We start from the raw sequence: 15777 nt of genomic DNA, 5'->3' as shown, positions 1-15777 counted from the left end.
CTCAACCCGGAGTACATCAACCGCTACCCGCACCAGTTCTCCGGCGGTCAGCGTCAGCGCATCGGCATCGCCCGGGCACTGGCCCTGCGCCCGGAGATCATCATCTGCGACGAGCCGGTCTCGGCGCTGGACGTGTCCGTGCAGGCGCAGGTGATCAACCTGATGGAGCGGCTGCAGGACGAGTTCAACCTGTCCTACATCTTCATCGCGCACGACCTGTCGGTCGTCCGGCACATCTCCGACCGGGTGGGAGTGATGTACCTCGGCAGGATCGCCGAGATCGGCACGGACGAGCAGATCTACGACCACCCGACGCACCCCTACACCCAGGCGCTGCTGTCCGCCGTCCCCGTGCCCGACCCGGAGACCCGCGGCAGCCGCGAGCGGATCATCCTCACCGGCGATGTGCCGTCCCCGGCCAACCCGCCCTCGGGCTGCCGCTTCCGCACCCGCTGCTGGAAGGCCCAGGCCAAGTGCGCCGAGGAGGTCCCGCTCCTCGCCGTCCCCGAGCGCTTCAAGGGCACGGACTCCCCGGCGGCCCACGAGTCGGCCTGCCACTTCGCCGAGGAGAAGGACGTCGTCCACGCGGCGTGAGCTCTTCTGCGGCCCGTTCCGGTTCCCGGCGTCCCCCAGGGGCGCCGGGAACCGGCGTCCTGGGCGGACACCGCCAGGAAGCCGCGCGAGCAAGCCGCCGGGAAGCCGCGGGAGAACCGCGAGGGAACCGCAAGAACATCACGAAAACCGGCTGACCAGGGACGGCCCATGATCAGGGGCGGCCGGGGACGGCCGCCGTCCGGCTGAATGGACGCCCGGCCGGACGGGTGCCCTCGCGGTGCGGCAAATATGAGATATGCGGGTAATGTGCTGATATGTCCTCAGGTCATCGCACCCCGAGGAGGCACACCCCATGCGTGGAGTCGCACGCGCCCGGTGGGCCGCGGGCGCGGCGGTGGTCCTGCTCGCCCTCGCCGCCTGCGGAGGCGGGGCGAGCGACCGTGGCGGCAGGGTGCTCACCTCCTCCTGGGGAGATCCGCAGAACCCGCTGGAGCCGTCCAACACCAACGAGGTGCAGGGCGGCAAGGTCCTCGACATGATCTTTCGGGGGCTGAAGCGGTACGACCCGAAGACCGGCAAGGCCGAGAACATGCTCGCCGAGCGGATCGAGACCACCGATTCCCGGCACTTCACCATCACCGTCAAAAACGGATGGACGTTCAGCAACGGCGAGCCGGTCACCGCCAGGTCCTTCGTCGACGCCTGGAACTACGGCGCGAGCCTGAGGAACAACCAGAAGAACGCGTACTTCTTCAGCTACATCGAGGGCTACGACAAGGTCCACCCCGAAACCGGTCCCCAGACCGCCGACGCCCTCTCCGGGCTCAAGGTCACCGGTCCGCGCACCTTCACCGTCACCCTCCGCCAGAAGTTCTCCACCTTCCCCGACACCCTCGGCTACGTCGCCTTCGCCCCGCTGCCCCGCGCCTTCTTCACCCACCGCTCGGCCTGGCTGGACAAGCCCGTCGGCAACGGCCCGTACGTCGTCGAGTCGTACACCAAGGGCGCCCAGATGACCCTGCGGAAGTGGGACGCCTACCCCGGCCCCGACAAGGCCCGGAACGACGGGGTGACCCTGATCGTCTACACCGACAACAACACCGCGTACACCGACGTCCTGGCCGGCAACCTCGACCTCGTCGACGACATCCCCGCCGGCCAGCTCAAGAACGTCAGAACCGACCTGGACGGCCGCTACATCAACACCCCGGCCGGGATCCTCCAGACCCTGGTCTTCCCGCACTACGACCCGCGGTGGAGGACCAGCGGGGCCAGGAAGGTCCGCATCGGCCTGTCCATGGCCATCAACCGCGAGCAGATCACCCGGACCATCTTCCGGGGCACCCGCACCCCCGCCACCGACTGGACCTCCCCGGTCCTCGGCACCGACGGCGGCTACAAGCCGGGCCTGTGCGGCAGCGCCTGCCGCTACGACCCCGCGGCGGCCAGAAAGCTGATCCAGGAGGGCGGCGGGCTCCCCGGCGGCCAGGTGAGGATCACGTACAACGCGGACAGCGGCTCGCACCGGCAGTGGGTGGACGCCGTGTGCCACTCCATCAACAACGCGCTCGGCAACGACAAGGCGTGCGTCGGCGACCCGGTCGGCACCTTCGCCGACTTCCGCGACCGGATCGGCCGGCACAGGATGACCGGGCCCTTCCGGGCCGGCTGGCAGATGGACTACCCGCTCATCCAGAACTTCCTCCAGCCGCTCTATTACACGAACGCCTCCTCCAACGACGGCAAGTGGTCCAACAAGACGTTCGACCGTCTCGTCGACCAGGCCAACGCCGAGAGCGACACGGCGAAGGCGATCCGGCTCTTCCAGCAGGCCGAGGAGGTCGTACGCGACGACATGGCCGCCATCCCGCTCTGGTACCAGAACGGCAGCGCCGGCTACTCCGCCCGGCTGCACGACGTCGCGCTCAACCCCTTCAGCGTCCCCGTCTACGACCGGATCAGGGTCGGCTGAGCCGCCATGGGACGGTACGTCGTGCGCCGGCTGCTCCAGATGGTCCCCGTCTTCTTCGGGGCCACGCTGCTGATCTTCCTCATGGTCAACGTCATGGGCGACCCCATCGCCGGACTGTGCGGCGAACGCGCCTGCGACACCGCCACCGCCGCCCAGCTCAGGCGGGAGTTCGGCCTCGACAAGCCGCTGTGGCGGCAGTACGCGACCTACCTGGGCAACGTCTTCACCGGTGACTTCGGCACGGCGTTCAACGGCCGGCCCGTCCTCGAGCTGATGGCGTCGGCGTTCCCCGTCACCCTCCGGCTGACCGCCGTCGCGATCTTCTTCGAGATCGTCGTCGGCATCACGCTCGGCGTGGTGACCGGGCTGCGCCGCGGCCGGCCCGTCGACACCTCGGTCCTCGTCCTCACCCTCGTCGTCATCGCCGTCCCCACCTTCGTCACCGGCCTGCTGCTGCAACTGCTGCTCGGTGTCCAGTGGGGCTGGATCACACCCTCCGTCTCCCCGGACGCGGCCCTCGGCGAGCTGATCGTGCCCGGCCTGGTCCTCGCCTCCGTCTCCCTCGCCTACGTCACCCGGCTGACCCGTACCTCCCTCGCCGAGAACCGGCGCTCCGACTACATCCGCACGGCCGTCGCCAAGGGGCTGCCCCGCCGCCGGATCGTCGTGCGGCACCTGCTGCGCAACTCGCTCATCCCCGTGGTCACCTTCATCGGCACCGACATCGGCGCCCTGATGGGCGGCGCCATCGTCACCGAGCGCATCTTCAACATCCACGGCGTCGGCTACCAGCTCTACCAGGGCATCCTCCGCCAGAACACCCAGACCGTCGTCGGCTTCGTCACCGTCCTCGTCCTGGTCTTCCTGGCCGCCAACCTGCTCGTGGACCTGCTGTACGCCGTGCTCGACCCGAGGATCCGCTATGCCTGAGCGGCGACCCGACGAGCCCGGGCAGGCCGTCGCCGGGACCGGCACGGGCGGCGCGATGGACCTCGCGGCGAGCGAGGCGCGCGGCCTGGAACGGGCGCCGGACGGCCCCGGGGGCACCGGACCCGCCGCACCGCGTCCCCCGGGCGCCCCGGGCGGACGGCCCCGCTCCCTGTGGTCCGACGCCTGGCGCGACCTGCGCCGCAACCCCGTCTTCCTCGTCTCCGCGCTGGTGATCTGCTTCCTGGTCGTCATCGCGATCCGGCCGTCCCTGATCGCCCCGGGCAACCCCCTCGCCTGCGACCTGGCCCGGGCCCAGGACGGCCCGGCGCCCGGCCACCCCTTCGGCTTCGACGGCCAGGGCTGCGACGTCTACACCCGCACCGTCCACGGCGCCCGCACCTCCGTCACGGTCGGCGTGTGCGCCACGCTCGGGGTCGCGCTCCTGGGCTCGGTGCTGGGCGGGCTCGCCGGGTTCTTCGGCGGGATCGGGGACGCCGTCCTGTCCCGGATCACCGACGTCTTCTTCGCCATCCCCGTCGTCCTCGGCGGTCTCGTCCTGCTGTCCGTCATCACCAGCGACACCGTCTGGCCGGTCGTCGGGTTCATCGTGCTGCTCGGCTGGCCGCAGGTCTTCCGCATCGCCCGCGGCTCGGTCATCACCGTCACCCAGCACGACTACGTCCAGGCCGCCCGCGCCCTGGGCGCCTCCCCCGCCCGCGTCCTGCTGCGGCACATCGCGCCCAACGCCGTCGCCCCGGTGATCGTCGTCGCCACCATCGCGCTCGGCACGTACATCGCGCTGGAGGCCACCTTGTCCTACCTCGGCGTCGGGCTGAAGCCGCCCAGTGTCTCCTGGGGCGTCGACATCTCCGCCGCCTCCCCCTATGTCCGCAACGCCCCGCATGCCCTGCTGTGGCCCGCCGGAGCCCTCGCGCTCACGGTCCTGGCCTTCATCATGCTCGGCGACGCGGTGCGCGACGCCCTCGACCCGAGGCTGAGGTGACGGCACCGTGCTGCTCGAAGTCCGCGATCTGCACGTGGAGTTCCGCACCCGGGACGGGATCGCCCACGCCGTCAACGGGGTCACGTACGCGGTGGACGCGGGCGAGACGCTCGCGGTGCTGGGGGAGTCCGGCTCCGGCAAGTCCGTCACCGCGCAGGCGATCATGGGCATCCTCGACATCCCGCCCGGCCGGATCGGCGGCGGCCGGGTCCTCTTCCGCGGCACGGACCTGCTGACGCTGAAGGAGGAGCAGCGGCGGAGGTTCCGGGGCGCCCGGATGGCGATGATCTTCCAGGACGCGCTGTCCGCCCTGAACCCCGTGCTGACCGTCGGCGACCAGATCGGCGAGCTGTTCACCGTGCACCGGGGCATGTCCCGCAAGGACGCCCGCGCCAGGGCGGTGGAGCTGATGGACCGGGTCCGCATCCCGGCCGCCGCCCGGCGGGTGCGCGACTACCCGCACCAGTTCTCCGGCGGCATGCGCCAGCGCGTCATGATCGCCATGGCGCTGGCCCTGGAGCCCGACCTGATCATCGCCGACGAGCCCACCACCGCGCTCGACGTCACCGTCCAGGCCCAGGTGATGGACCTGCTCGCCGAGCTCCGGCGCGCCCACGGGATGGGCCTGATCCTCATCACCCACGACCTGGGCGTGGTCGCCGACGTCGCCGACAGGATCGCGGTGATGTACGCGGGCCGGATCGTGGAGTCGGCGCCGGTGCACGACCTCTACCGGGCGCCCGCGCACCCGTACACCCGCGGACTGCTGGACTCGGTCCCGCGCCTGGACCACAAGGGCCGGCGGCTCCGCGTCGTCAGGGGGATGCCGCCCAACCCGCGGTCCCTTCCGCCCGGTTGCGCCTTCCACCCCCGCTGCCCCCTGGCCCGGGAGGTGTGCCGGACGGACGTACCGCCCCTGTACGAGGTCTCCGGAACCCGCGCGAGCGCCTGCCACTTCTGGAGGGAGTGCCTGGATGGCCGAGCCGGTCCTTGAGGTGAGCGGGCTCGTCAAGCACTACCCGCTGACCCGGGGCGTCCTGTTCAAGAAGCGCATCGGCGCGGTCAGGGCGGTCGACGGCGTGGACTTCACCCTCGGCCGGGGCGAGACCCTGGGCATCGTGGGCGAGTCCGGCTGCGGCAAGTCGACGGTCGCCAGGCTGCTGTGCAGCCTGGAGCGGCCCACGGCGGGCGGGATCCGCTACCGGGGCGAGGACATCACCCAGCTGTCCGGCAGGGCCCTGAAGGCGGTGCGCCGCAACATCCAGATGGTGTTCCAGGACCCGTACACCTCGCTCAACCCCCGGATGACGGTGGGCGACATCATCGGCGAGCCCTTCGAGATCCACCCCGAGGCGGCCCCGAAGGGCGACCGGCGCCGGAAGGTGCGGGAGCTGCTGGACGTGGTCGGCCTCGACCCGGACTACGTCAACCGCTATCCGCACCAGTTCTCCGGCGGGCAGCGTCAGCGCATCGGCATCGCCCGGGCACTGGCCCTGCGCCCGGAGATCGTCGTCGCCGATGAACCGGTCTCCGCCCTGGACGTGTCCGTGCAGGCGCAGGTGATCAACCTGATGGAGCGGCTGCAGGACGAGTTCGGCCTGTCCTACGTCTTCATCGCGCACGACCTGTCGGTCGTGCGGCACATCTCCGACCGGGTGGGGGTGATGTACCTCGGCAGGATCGTCGAGATCGGCACGGACGAGCAGATCTACGAGCATCCCACGCACCCCTACACCCAGGCGCTGCTGTCCGCCGTCCCCGTGCCCGATCCGGACGCCCGGGACCGCCGGGACCGGATCATCCTCTCGGGCGATGTGCCGTCCCCGGCGGACATCCCCTCCGGCTGCCGCTTCCGCACCCGCTGCTTCAAGGCGCGGGAGCGCTGCGCGCTGGAGGTGCCGCCGCTGGCGGTGCCCGCGCAGTTCCGCCACGGCGCCGGACCGGCCGCGCACGACTCGGCGTGCCACTTCGCGGCGGAGCGGCGGGTGGTGCCGCCCGGGGAGCCGGACGCCGACGGGGACGGCGGCTCGGAGACGCACTGAACGGATGCTCAGCGAAGTCCCAGGGAGCGCTTGAGGAAGTCCACCTGGAGCAGGAGCAGATTCTCGGCGACCTGCTCCTGCGGAGTCATATGGGTGACCCCGGACAGCGGCAGCACCTCGTGCGGGCGGCCGGCCGCGAGCAGCGCGGAGGACAGCCGCAGGGCATGGGCGACCACCACGTTGTCGTCGGCCAGACCGTGCACGATCATCAGCGGCCGGTGCGGCTCGGCAGGGTCGGACAGCCCGTCGTCGGTGACCAGGGAGCTGCGGGCGTACACCTCCGGGTGCGCGGCCGGGTCGCCCAGGTACCGCTCGGTGTAGTGGGTGTCGTACAGCCGCCAGTCGGTGACCGGGGCGCCCGCGATGCCCGCGTGGAAGACGTCCGGGCGGCGCAGCACGGCCAGGGCCGCCAGGTAGCCGCCGTAGGACCAGCCCCGGATCGCCACCCGGCCGAGGTCGAGCGGATGGGTCTTCGCGAGGTCGTGCAGGGCCTCGATCTGGTCGTCGAGGGTGACCGTGAAGTCGTGGTGGACGGCCTTCTCCCAGGCGGGGGAGCGGCCCGGGGTGCCCCGGCCGTCGGCGACGATCACCGCGAAGCCCTGGTCGGCGAACCACTGGGAGGTGAGATACGCGTTGTGCGAGGCGAGCACCCGGGGGCCGTGCGGACCGCCGTACGGATCCATGAGCACGGGGAGAGGCGTATCGCCGGAGTAGTCCGTAGGCATGAGCACGGCGCACGGAATTCGGCGTGCGCCCCCCTGAGTGAGGGTCACGCGGGGAGACAGCCCGGGATCCTCCGCGTGGGACCGGACGGTGGCCACCGTCCGGCCCTCGCGCAGCACCCGCACCCGGGCGCCGGGCCGGTCGGGCGTCGCGGAGACGAGCACGGTCACACCCCCGGCGCGGACGGCGGAGTGCACACCGGGCTCCTGGCTCACCCGCTCCACGCCGAGTTCGTTGACCCGGTAGACATGCACCTCGCCGATCTCGGGCGTGGCGGCCTCCTCCCCGGCCGAGGCGGAGACCAGCACGTCGTCGTCCGACACGTCCAGCACGGCCCGCACATGCAACTGCGCTCCGGTGAGCGGACGTTCGCCGACCGCCAGCACCCGCGCACCGCCCTCGTCCTCGATCCGGACGAGCTGTCCGGAGGGGGACCAGCACGGAACCCCGGGGAAAAGATCAAGCCAAGTTGGATCCTCGTCGGCGTGCACCATGCGCGTGGCCCCGGTGTCGGGGTCCACGGCCAGATACAGCTGACTGCGTTGATCGCGCGCCTGTACGAGCAACAGCGGCGCCCCGGCCTCTGACCAGTGCACATGAGCCAGATACGGGTAGCGGTCCCGGTCCCAGACGACCTCCGTACGGCTCCCTTTCACGTCAAGGACGAACAGCCGTACCTCCGCGTTGGCGGTACCGGCGGCCGGGTAGCGGACCCGGCTCGGCTCCCGTTCGGGGTGCGCCGGATCGGAGATCCACCACTGCCGCACCGGTGTGTCGTCCACCCGCGCCACGAGCAGCCGGTCCGACTCCGGCGCCCACCAGAAGCCCCGGTGACGGTGCATCTCCTCGGCCGCGATGAACTCCGCGAGACCGTAGGTGACACCCTCCTTCTCCGGCTCGGCGAGCGCCCGGTCGCCCTCCCCCTCGGCGCCCACGACCCGCAGAGCGCCGCCGGAGACATAGGCGACATGCCGCCCGTCGGGGGCGGGACGGGGGTCGATCACCGGCCCGGGAACGGTCAGTTCACGTGTGGTGCCCGCCCGCAGCTCGGCGGTGAAAAGCCGACCTGACAAGGTGAAAGACGCCAACTCCACGGCTGTGTCGGTGGCATAGCCGACGATGCCGGCGCCGCCCTCGCGCGTTCGCTCCCGGCGTGCCCGTTCCTCGGGGGACAGGTGCTCGGAGGCGCCGCCGAGAAGGGCACGGGGGTCGGCGGCCACACGCTCCTGACCGTTCGCCAGGTCGAGCACCCACAGCGCGTTGGCCCGGTCCGTGCCGGACCCGGACCGCAGGAACACCACGCGGGAGGCGTCGGGCGCCACGGTGAACGCACGCGGCGCGCCGAGGGTGAATCGCTGGGTGCGGGCATGCCGTCGGGGGAAGGAGACAGGCTCTGTCGTCATGCCAAGACCATATTGGCCATGCGCCCCCTTGTGCGGCCGTGCGCCACCCGATGCGCACGTGCGGATAGTTATGATCGTTAGCGCATAGTGGGTATGAACCTGCTGCCCCCTGTGTGGATTTATCTGCCCCTCATAGTCCGACCCCCGTTACCCCCGACACCCCGAGTCCTGGGGACCTTTGGAGGTGAGCCGCCGTGGCACTCTCGATTTCGGTGGTGGTGCTGCTGGCGATCATCGTCTTCCTACTGATCAAGAAGTCCGGCCTCAAAGCCGGTCACGCGGTCGTGTGCATGCTCCTGGGCTTTTATCTCGCCTCCTCCACGGTCGCACCGACGATCAGCGAAGTGACCTCGAACATCGCGGGGATGATCGGCAGTATCAAGTTCTGACCCGCCGGCCCGGACGCCCCGAAGGGCGGGCTTCACCCTCGCCCTTCAACACGCCTGACCCGGGCGTCCGGCACCGCCGGCCCGGCGGAGTGACAACGGGTCGGCATCAAGGGACGGCGACGCGTGGACACGGGGCTCCGGTCCGTGCCCGGGCCGGATGAGCGTCGCCTCACCGGGTCGCCGCTGCCGTGAACACCGGCAGCGCCAGGAAGAAGCGGTCGGCGTTGACACGTGTACGCTGCTCGGCGCTCCAGCCGTCCGCCTGCTCGCGGGTGACGGCACCGGTGGAGCAGGCTGCTCCGGCCAGACCGGCAAGCAGGGGCATCATCTCCGGTCCGGTGTACACGCTTGTGTGCACCTCGACCGTCACGTCGCGGAAGCGGCCGTTCAGCAGCAGGGTGCGACAGCGGCGGGCAGCACGTGGGTTGGTGATCGGGTCGGCGCGGGCGTGCACGAGGGTGCGGGTGAGGGCCGGATCGTCGGAGTCGATGACGAGGGTGTCCCAGTCCGGGCCGACCAGCAGGATCCGCCCTCCGGGCACGAGAACCCTGCGGGCCTCCTCCAACGCCCGCTCCGGCTCGGCCGGCTCGTGGAACACCTTGTCGGCCCGGTAGCCGTGCACGGAGGCGCCGGGCAGGGCTCTCCCTCGATGCCGTCTGTTCACTGATCGGGGCCGCCGATGCCGTGGAGCGGCGGAGCGTCCTGCGCGAGGAGACCGAGGCGCTGCGCTCCCGCATCGCGGCCGCGCAGGCATCCCTGGCCCTTGTCGAGTGCGCCCTGGGCTGCGAGCACGAGGACGTCACCCAGTGCGCCCATTTCCAGCAGGCCGTGAGGGAGCGCGTCGGCCGGGACGCCGCTGTCGCCCGTGCCCCGGCCGAGTAGACGTCAGTTCTGCGATCAGCTCTGGGAGGCGTACGCCACGAAGTGGGTCCAGGCCTCCGGCGTCAGTGTGAGCCGGGGGCCGTCGATGTTCTTGGAGTCGCGGACATGGACCGTGCGGGGCTCGGTGGCGATCTCCACGCAGGAGTCACCCTCACTGCTGCTGCTGTGGCTGCTCTTGAACCAACTCCCAGCCACTTCCACGCAAGAGTCACCTTCATTGCCGTCGCTGTAGCTGCTTTTGAACCAGTCCAGCGCTACTTCCACGCAGGAGTCGATTTCTGCCCCGCTGCTGTAGCTGCTCTTGAACCACGTCAGATCAGAGGTGTCCCTGGATGAGGTCGTGCGGCTCATGTCTCCCCCAGCAGTTGCTCGATCAAGGCAGTCGACTCACGGGGTGTGAGAGCCTGCGCCCGGATGATGCCATACCGCAACTCCAGGATACGAAGCTGCCGCAGATCGCTGACCGGTCGGCCGTTGGCGATTCCGGGCGAGCGACCCACCCCTGTGCCGTCCTCGAACTTCAGCACTTCGATCCCTCCGTCCACTCCGGCGTGCTCTTCGCGGTCCATTGGCATCACTTGGATCTCGACGTTCCGCAGTTTCCCCACTTCCAGCAGGTGTTCGAGCTGTCGGCGCATCACCGCTCTGCCTCCGAGAGGCCGCCGAAGCGTCCACTCGTCCTGAACGAAGCTGAGTTCAGGTGCGGGATCTCGCTCGAATACGGCTTTGCGGGCCATGCGTGCGGCCACGCCTCGTTCCACATCTTCTGCGGCATGGACAGGCCGCCGCATTTGAAACAGCGCTTGCGCGTACTCCGGTGTCTGCAACAACCCGTGGATGTTCAGGGGGTCGTAGAGCTGAAGCTCAACCGCCCGCGCCTCCAACTGTGCGAGGGCCCGAACCTTTTTCGGGTACCGGACCTTCTCCACGTCCTCTTTCATCGCTGAGACGAGCCCGTCGGCGTTCAGGATCCTGTCTGCCGCGTCCAGATACTCGGGCCGGGGGATCCGCTTTCCGCTCTCGATCTTGTAGACCAGGTCGTCGCCGTAGCCGATGGCCGCGCTGAACTCCGCGACGCGCATTCCGACCGCTTCCCGTCGCAGCCTCAACTGCCGTCCCACGGTGGCCACGACGGCGAGTGCCCAGTGGTCCTCCGGGTCCACCTCCCACCCCGGCTCGTCCGTCGTCTCCGCGTCGATCCGGGGCCGTACCACCTCGCCGTCCACCGACATGTGTGCTCCTTCGTCGTGCTGTGCCGTACCCGTAGAAACGCCGGCGACAGCTTGGACAGCACCGGACAAGCCATGGACAGTCGCTCTACGTGGTGGATTGATTACTCATCACGGTAGGGGCGCATGGCCACGCTGAGTGACGTGAATCAGGAAACTGCCGAGACCACAGCCCCACTCGTCGACACCGACGTTCCCCACTTCAGCGTGCTTCTGTCGTCCACCCCGCGAGGCGCCCGCCTGGCCCGGCTGCTCGCCGCCGACCAGCTCCGCGCGTGGGAGCTCCCGGTCGAGACGGCGAGCCACATCGTGGCGGAGCTGGCGGCGAACGCGGTCACCCACGGCCGGGTTCCCGGCCGCAGCTTCCGCCTGACGCTCTATGTGGTCGGCGGCACCCTCCGCATCGAGGTCACCGACACCCGCAGTGACCGCCGCCCGGAGCCCCGGGAGCCGGGCACGGACGCCGAGTCGGGCCGTGGTCTGCTGCTCGTGGAGGCCCTCGCCGACCGCTGGGGCGTCGCCGAGGAACGCTTCCCGCGCAAGACGGTCTGGGCCGAACTGCGGCTCCCGTCCTGACGGCAGGCCGGGTGAGGGCGCGGCGTGCGCGCACGGGGCTCCAGCCGAGGGGCGGGCCTTCCCGCCCGCCGGCCGCTCGTCCATCAGCCGTGGCAACGGCACCGGAACTCGCTTCCACGCGCTCCGGTGCCGTCGGCGACTGAAAACAAAAGGAACGACAGGGGAGAAAGAACCCCACCAAGCCCCACCCGTCCTCCCAGGGAGCGCGCTCACTCGGGCGGGTGAACCTGCCTGGATCGGCTGGCTTTCGCAGCCCCTGGCAGCCCTACGCTCGGCGCAACAAGCAACGCGACCGTACACATGCGACGGCCCCCGCTGGGACTGCCATCCCGGGGCGAGGGCCTGACCACCAAGGAAGAAAGGACCTTCCTGATGGGTACCCAGAACCCTAGCGTGCTCCCGCACGCCCAGTCCCGTACTGCGGACGACAAACGCCCGAACCGGGGTCACCACACCGGCGGCCTGGTGCACGACAACATCCGTCACACCAGCCGCTTCACGGTGATCGGCAACCACCTGGCCCAGCATCCCGAGCTGTCGCTGCTCGCGATCGGCCTCGCCGTGCATCTCCAGTCGCTCCAGCAGGGCGCCCGCGTCGACATCAAGAGCCTCGCCGCGCGTTTCCCCGAGGGAGCCACCCGTATCGCCGCCGCGCTGCGTGAGCTGGAGGCCCACGGCTATCTGCGCCGCGTCCGCGAGCGCGTGTCCGGCGGCCGTATCGTCACGCGGACGATCTCCTGCAACCAGCCGGCCGCGGCCCGCCGCCACCACGCCGCCGTGCCCGACGCCGCTCCCGACCGACCGGTCCGACCGGCCCACCCGGCAGAGGCGCCGCCGCGGCACGAGAAGCGTGAACAGCAGGCGACGTGCGAGACGGGCAGGACGGGCAGGGCACGCGAGAAGCGGGCGTCCCGCAAGCCGCTCCCCGCCGTTCCCCGCCCCGCGTACCCCGCTCCCGCGCTTCTCCAGGCGGCCACCGATCTTCTCGCGGGCCTGCGCCGCCACGACCCCCGGCTGCTTCTCTCCTCTTGCGACACCGCGCACCTGGCCCCGGGTGTCGCCGCCTGGCTGGAGCGCGAGGTGAGCCCGGCGGCCGTACGCCACGCCCTGACCGCCGACCTCCCGCCCGAGGGCCTGCGCCGTCCCGCGGCCTTCCTGGCCCACCGCCTCACGGCCCAGCTTCCGCCCCTGCCTCCGCTCCGCACCCCGGCCACTCCGCCGCCGGTACGCCATCCGCTCCAGGAGTGCCCCGGCTGCGACCGCGCCTTCCGCGCTCCCGAACCCGGCCGCTGCCGTGACTGCCGGACCGAGCTCCAGGAGGACGTCCGGCAAGGGTGAGCTTGGCCGGAGCGGTGGCAGCGCCCGGTCAGCGGACGGCGGACCAGACGGTGAGGGTGGTCGTCTCGTGGCGTGTGACAGTGGAGAAGAGGTCGCGCAGCTCCTGCTCGATCCGGGCGGCCTGGTCCGGCGGCAGGACGAGGCCGCGGGCGATGCGGGAGGGCCGCGTTCCGCCGTGCCAGGCGATCAGTACCCGCCCTCCGGTGCGGGTCACCCGGTGCATCTCGCTCAGTCCTGCCCGGAGATCCGGCCAGATCGCCACATTGTTCACCGAGACCACGCAGTCGAACTCCGCGTCGGCGAAGCCCGTGCGCTCGGCCGTGCCCAGCCGCAGGTCGATCCGTCCCGCGGCGATCTCCGCCCTGTGCGGCCGTGCGGCCAGGTCGCGCATCTGCGGAGAGGGGTCGACACCGCAGATCCGCCGTGCGGGCGTTTGCCGCAGCAGACGGATCAATCCGCCGGGGCCGTAGCCGATTTCCAGGACCTGCTCTCCCGCCTGGACGTCGAGCAGGTCGAGCAGCTCCCGTTGCCTGTTCGTCCACAGCATGATGCGGCCGGCGAGCCGGCCGGACAGCCCGTTCGGCACCGCGAACGGCGAACGGGTCGGTTTCCCCAGGGTCCAGGGCGTCGTGCTCTCCATGCGCCCAGGCTCCCGCTTCAAGCCGGCTTGAAGTCACATGAGGGCATGGACCTGATTCCCATCGGTGAGGCCGCCAGGCGACTCGGCATGCGGACCTCGGCCCTGCGCTACTACGAGGAGCGTGGCCTCGTGCGACCGGCGGCACGAGTGAACGGAAAGCGGGTCTACGGTCTGCGGGAGATGCGCCGCCTGGCGTTCCTCCGGATCGCCCAGCGGCTGGGCATCCGTCTGCACACGGCCGCCGCCGTGCTGGACGACGCGAGCGGGCGGTGGCGCGCGACGGTCGGCGAGCAGATCGCGGAGCTGGAGGAGCTGATCTCCCGGGCTCAGGGGGCCAAGGACTTCCTCACCCATGCGCTCAGGTGCCCGGCCGAGCACCCGGCCCGGGAGTGCCCCCACCTGGTGGAGGCACTCGACCGGCTGCTCGCGGGCACCACCTTCGAACAGCTCGCGGCCGAGCACACGGACTCCGGCCGGCGGCACACGGACTTGGGCCGGCAGGATCGTGACCTGCGGCCGGAGGAGCCGGAGGCCGTACCGCGCGGGGCGTGAGGCGTCCGGGAGGTGCGGGACCGCCGTCCGGGCGGCTCCGGACGCGTGACCGCGGGCCACGGCCGGAGCCGGTCCGCCGAGGCCGGACGTGGCTCATCTCTCGGAGGCCGTCGCCGATGTCCGTGCCGGGCAGGGCCCGGCTCCTCGTAGGGTGGTCCCATGACGGAACGGGCCCCTCGACGGCTGATGCTGGTGCACGCGCATCCCGACGACGAGTCGATCAACAACGGGGCGACCATGGCGCGGTACGCCGCCGAGGGCGCCCAGGTGACCCTGGTGACCTGCACGCTGGGGGAGCGGGGCGAGGTCATCCCGGCCGAGCTGTGGCATCTGAACGGGGCCGCTCTCGGGGCCCACCGGCGGCAGGAGCTGGCCGCGGCCATGCGGGAGCTCGGGGTGGAGGACGTCCGGCTGCTCGGCGGGGCCGGGCGGTACCAGGACTCCGGGATGATGGGACTGCCCGACAACGACGACCCCGGCTGTCTCTGGCAGGCCGACGTCGACCAGGCCGCCGAGCACCTCGTCGCCGTGATCCGCGAGGTGCGGCCCCAGGTCCTCGTCACCTACGACGACAACGGCGGCTACGGCCACCCCGACCACATCCAGGCCCACCGCATCGCCATGCGCGCCGTCGACCTGGCCGCCGACCCCGCCGTACGGCCCGGCCTCGGGGAGCCCTGGCGGATCGCCAAGGTCTACTGGAACCGGGTGCCGCGCTCCGTGGCCGAGGCCGCCTTCGCCCGGCTCAAGGACGAGCTGCCCGGGCTGCCGTTCGACACGCCCGCCACCGTCGGCGACGTTCCCGGTGTCGTCGACGACGAGCGCGTCACCACACGGATCGACGGGACCGCGTACGCCGCCGCCAAGGCCGCCGCCATGCGGGCGCACGCCACCCAGATCGAGGTGGCCGAACCGTACTTCGCGCTGTCCAATAAGCTTGCCCAGCCCGTTTTCACCACCGAGTACTACGAGCTGGTGCGCGGGGAACGGGCTGGTGAGGTGGAGACCGATCTGTTCGCCGGGATCGCCGGGATCGAGGGGACCGAGGAGGTGGCGTCGTGAGTTCGGCCGGACCGGGATCCCCGCTCGCGCAGCCTCTCAAGCCTCCCTCCGCCGGACGGATCCTCGCCTACCTGGGGCTCGTCCTGCTCGGTGCCGTGACCGGGGCCGCGGGGGCGCTCGTGCAGTCCGCCTGGTTCCCCGGTGGGCTGCTGCTCGCACTCGCCGGTGCCGCCGGGCTCTTCCTGGGCGGGGCGAGGGCCATGGGCAGCAAGGGCGGGGCGGTGGCGGGTGCCGCGGGCTGGGTTGTCATGATCGTCCTGCTCACCACCAGCCGTCCGGAAGGGGACTTCATGTTCGCGGCCGGCGGCGGTTCCTATGTCTTCCTGCTCGGCGGCATGGCTCTTGCTGTGATATGCGCCACCGTGGGACTCGGGCGGCAGCCCGACGGCGGTGGCGTCCGACGCGGCAAGTGACGTACCACTTCCTCCTGCACCACCCCTGAGGGCCGGTGCCCGTTTCCCCGGCGGTCCCGGGAAACAGG

Annotated in this window: 18 protein-coding genes; 13 read left to right on the top strand and 5 right to left on the bottom strand. The window is 71.0% G+C overall.

Going from position 1 to position 15777, the window contains the following annotated elements:
• From ABD224_RS17905 to ABD224_RS17880, 6 genes are all read left to right on the top strand, one after another.
• Positions 1-594 (top strand): oligopeptide/dipeptide ABC transporter ATP-binding protein (locus ABD224_RS17905; RefSeq protein WP_344050949.1); only part of this gene is annotated, 594 nt, incomplete at its 5' end.
• A gap of 313 nt (positions 595-907) precedes the next feature.
• Complete coding sequence (locus tag ABD224_RS17900; RefSeq protein WP_344050947.1) at positions 908-2527, top strand: peptide ABC transporter substrate-binding protein; 1620 nt, start codon at positions 908-910, stop codon at positions 2525-2527.
• 6 nt (positions 2528-2533) lie between these two features.
• Entirely contained in the window at positions 2534-3457 is a 924-nt protein-coding gene (locus ABD224_RS17895) for an ABC transporter permease (protein WP_344050945.1), read from the top strand.
• Positions 3450-4460: an ABC transporter permease gene (locus ABD224_RS17890; RefSeq protein ID WP_344050943.1), complete on the top strand. Its 1011-nt coding sequence runs from the start codon at positions 3450-3452 to the stop codon at positions 4458-4460. Before ABD224_RS17895 ends, ABD224_RS17890 begins: the two co-directional genes overlap by 8 nt.
• Positions 4461-4467: 7 nt before the next feature.
• Complete coding sequence (locus ABD224_RS17885; RefSeq protein WP_344050941.1) at positions 4468-5454, top strand: ABC transporter ATP-binding protein; 987 nt, start codon at positions 4468-4470, stop codon at positions 5452-5454.
• Positions 5435-6502 carry an ABC transporter ATP-binding protein gene (locus ABD224_RS17880; protein ID WP_344050939.1) on the top strand — a complete coding sequence of 356 codons (1068 nt, stop codon included), beginning with the start codon at positions 5435-5437 and terminating at the stop codon, positions 6500-6502. The genes ABD224_RS17885 and ABD224_RS17880 overlap by 20 nt, the downstream gene beginning before the upstream one ends.
• An 8-nt stretch (positions 6503-6510) precedes the next feature.
• Here ABD224_RS17880 and ABD224_RS17875 read toward each other — a convergent pair whose 3' ends face one another.
• Positions 6511-8628, bottom strand: coding sequence for a S9 family peptidase (locus ABD224_RS17875; RefSeq protein WP_344050937.1), 2118 nt, complete (start codon positions 8626-8628; stop codon positions 6511-6513).
• A 194-nt stretch (positions 8629-8822) separates the two neighbouring features.
• On the opposite strand from ABD224_RS17875, the gene ABD224_RS17870 reads away from it, so the two are divergent.
• Positions 8823-9017: a hypothetical protein gene (locus ABD224_RS17870; RefSeq protein WP_344050935.1), complete on the top strand. Its 195-nt coding sequence runs from the start codon at positions 8823-8825 to the stop codon at positions 9015-9017.
• Positions 9018-9186: 169 nt separating this feature from the next.
• On the opposite strand, the gene ABD224_RS17865 is transcribed toward ABD224_RS17870, so the two are convergent.
• Positions 9187-9681, bottom strand: a complete 495-nt coding sequence (locus ABD224_RS17865) for a methyltransferase domain-containing protein (protein WP_344050933.1) — start codon at positions 9679-9681, stop codon at positions 9187-9189.
• A gap of 20 nt (positions 9682-9701) precedes the next feature.
• Here ABD224_RS17865 and ABD224_RS17860 point away from each other — a divergent pair, with 20 nt between their 5' ends.
• Entirely contained in the window at positions 9702-9899 is a 198-nt protein-coding gene (locus ABD224_RS17860) for a hypothetical protein (protein WP_344050930.1), read from the top strand.
• A gap of 15 nt (positions 9900-9914) precedes the next feature.
• Here ABD224_RS17860 and ABD224_RS17855 read toward each other — a convergent pair whose 3' ends face one another.
• Both ABD224_RS17855 and ABD224_RS17850 read right to left on the bottom strand, forming a co-directional pair.
• Positions 9915-10250, bottom strand: coding sequence for a DUF397 domain-containing protein (locus tag ABD224_RS17855; RefSeq protein WP_344050927.1), 336 nt, complete (start codon positions 10248-10250; stop codon positions 9915-9917).
• Entirely contained in the window at positions 10247-11131 is an 885-nt protein-coding gene (locus ABD224_RS17850) for a helix-turn-helix domain-containing protein (protein WP_344050925.1), read from the bottom strand. The genes ABD224_RS17855 and ABD224_RS17850 overlap by 4 nt, the downstream gene beginning before the upstream one ends.
• 141 nt (positions 11132-11272) lie before the next feature.
• Between ABD224_RS17850 and ABD224_RS17845 the strand changes: the two genes are divergently transcribed.
• Positions 11273-11704, top strand: a complete 432-nt coding sequence (locus ABD224_RS17845) for an ATP-binding protein (protein WP_385882131.1) — start codon at positions 11273-11275, stop codon at positions 11702-11704.
• 372 nt (positions 11705-12076) lie between these two features.
• Entirely contained in the window at positions 12077-13042 is a 966-nt protein-coding gene (locus ABD224_RS17840; protein ID WP_344050923.1) for a helix-turn-helix domain-containing protein, read from the top strand.
• A gap of 28 nt (positions 13043-13070) precedes the next feature.
• Here the strand turns inward: ABD224_RS17840 and ABD224_RS17835 are convergent, their stop codons facing one another.
• Complete coding sequence (locus ABD224_RS17835; RefSeq protein WP_344050921.1) at positions 13071-13682, bottom strand: class I SAM-dependent methyltransferase; 612 nt, start codon at positions 13680-13682, stop codon at positions 13071-13073.
• Positions 13683-13727: 45 nt separating this feature from the next.
• Between ABD224_RS17835 and ABD224_RS17830 the strand changes: the two genes are divergently transcribed.
• The 3 genes from ABD224_RS17830 to ABD224_RS17820 all read left to right on the top strand — a co-directional run bounded on the left by ABD224_RS17830 (position 13728) and on the right by ABD224_RS17820 (position 15709).
• A complete protein-coding gene (locus ABD224_RS17830) occupies positions 13728-14234 on the top strand; it encodes a MerR family transcriptional regulator (RefSeq protein ID WP_344050919.1) in 507 nt (168 codons plus the stop codon).
• Positions 14235-14393: 159 nt separating this feature from the next.
• Positions 14394-15296 (top strand): N-acetyl-1-D-myo-inositol-2-amino-2-deoxy-alpha-D-glucopyranoside deacetylase, encoded by a 903-nt coding sequence (gene mshB / locus ABD224_RS17825; protein ID WP_344050917.1) that lies wholly within the window; start codon positions 14394-14396, stop codon positions 15294-15296.
• Complete coding sequence (locus ABD224_RS17820; protein WP_344050914.1) at positions 15293-15709, top strand: DUF6113 family protein; 417 nt, start codon at positions 15293-15295, stop codon at positions 15707-15709. The genes mshB and ABD224_RS17820 overlap by 4 nt, the downstream gene beginning before the upstream one ends.
• The last annotated feature ends 68 nt before the right edge of the window (positions 15710-15777 follow it).

Source organism: Streptomyces thermoalcalitolerans, assembly GCF_039525155.1.
Lineage (GTDB): Bacteria > Actinomycetota > Actinomycetes > Streptomycetales > Streptomycetaceae > Streptomyces > Streptomyces thermovulgaris.
Note: the sequence above shows the minus strand (reverse complement) of the source record. Positions and strands in the feature narration are given on the sequence as shown.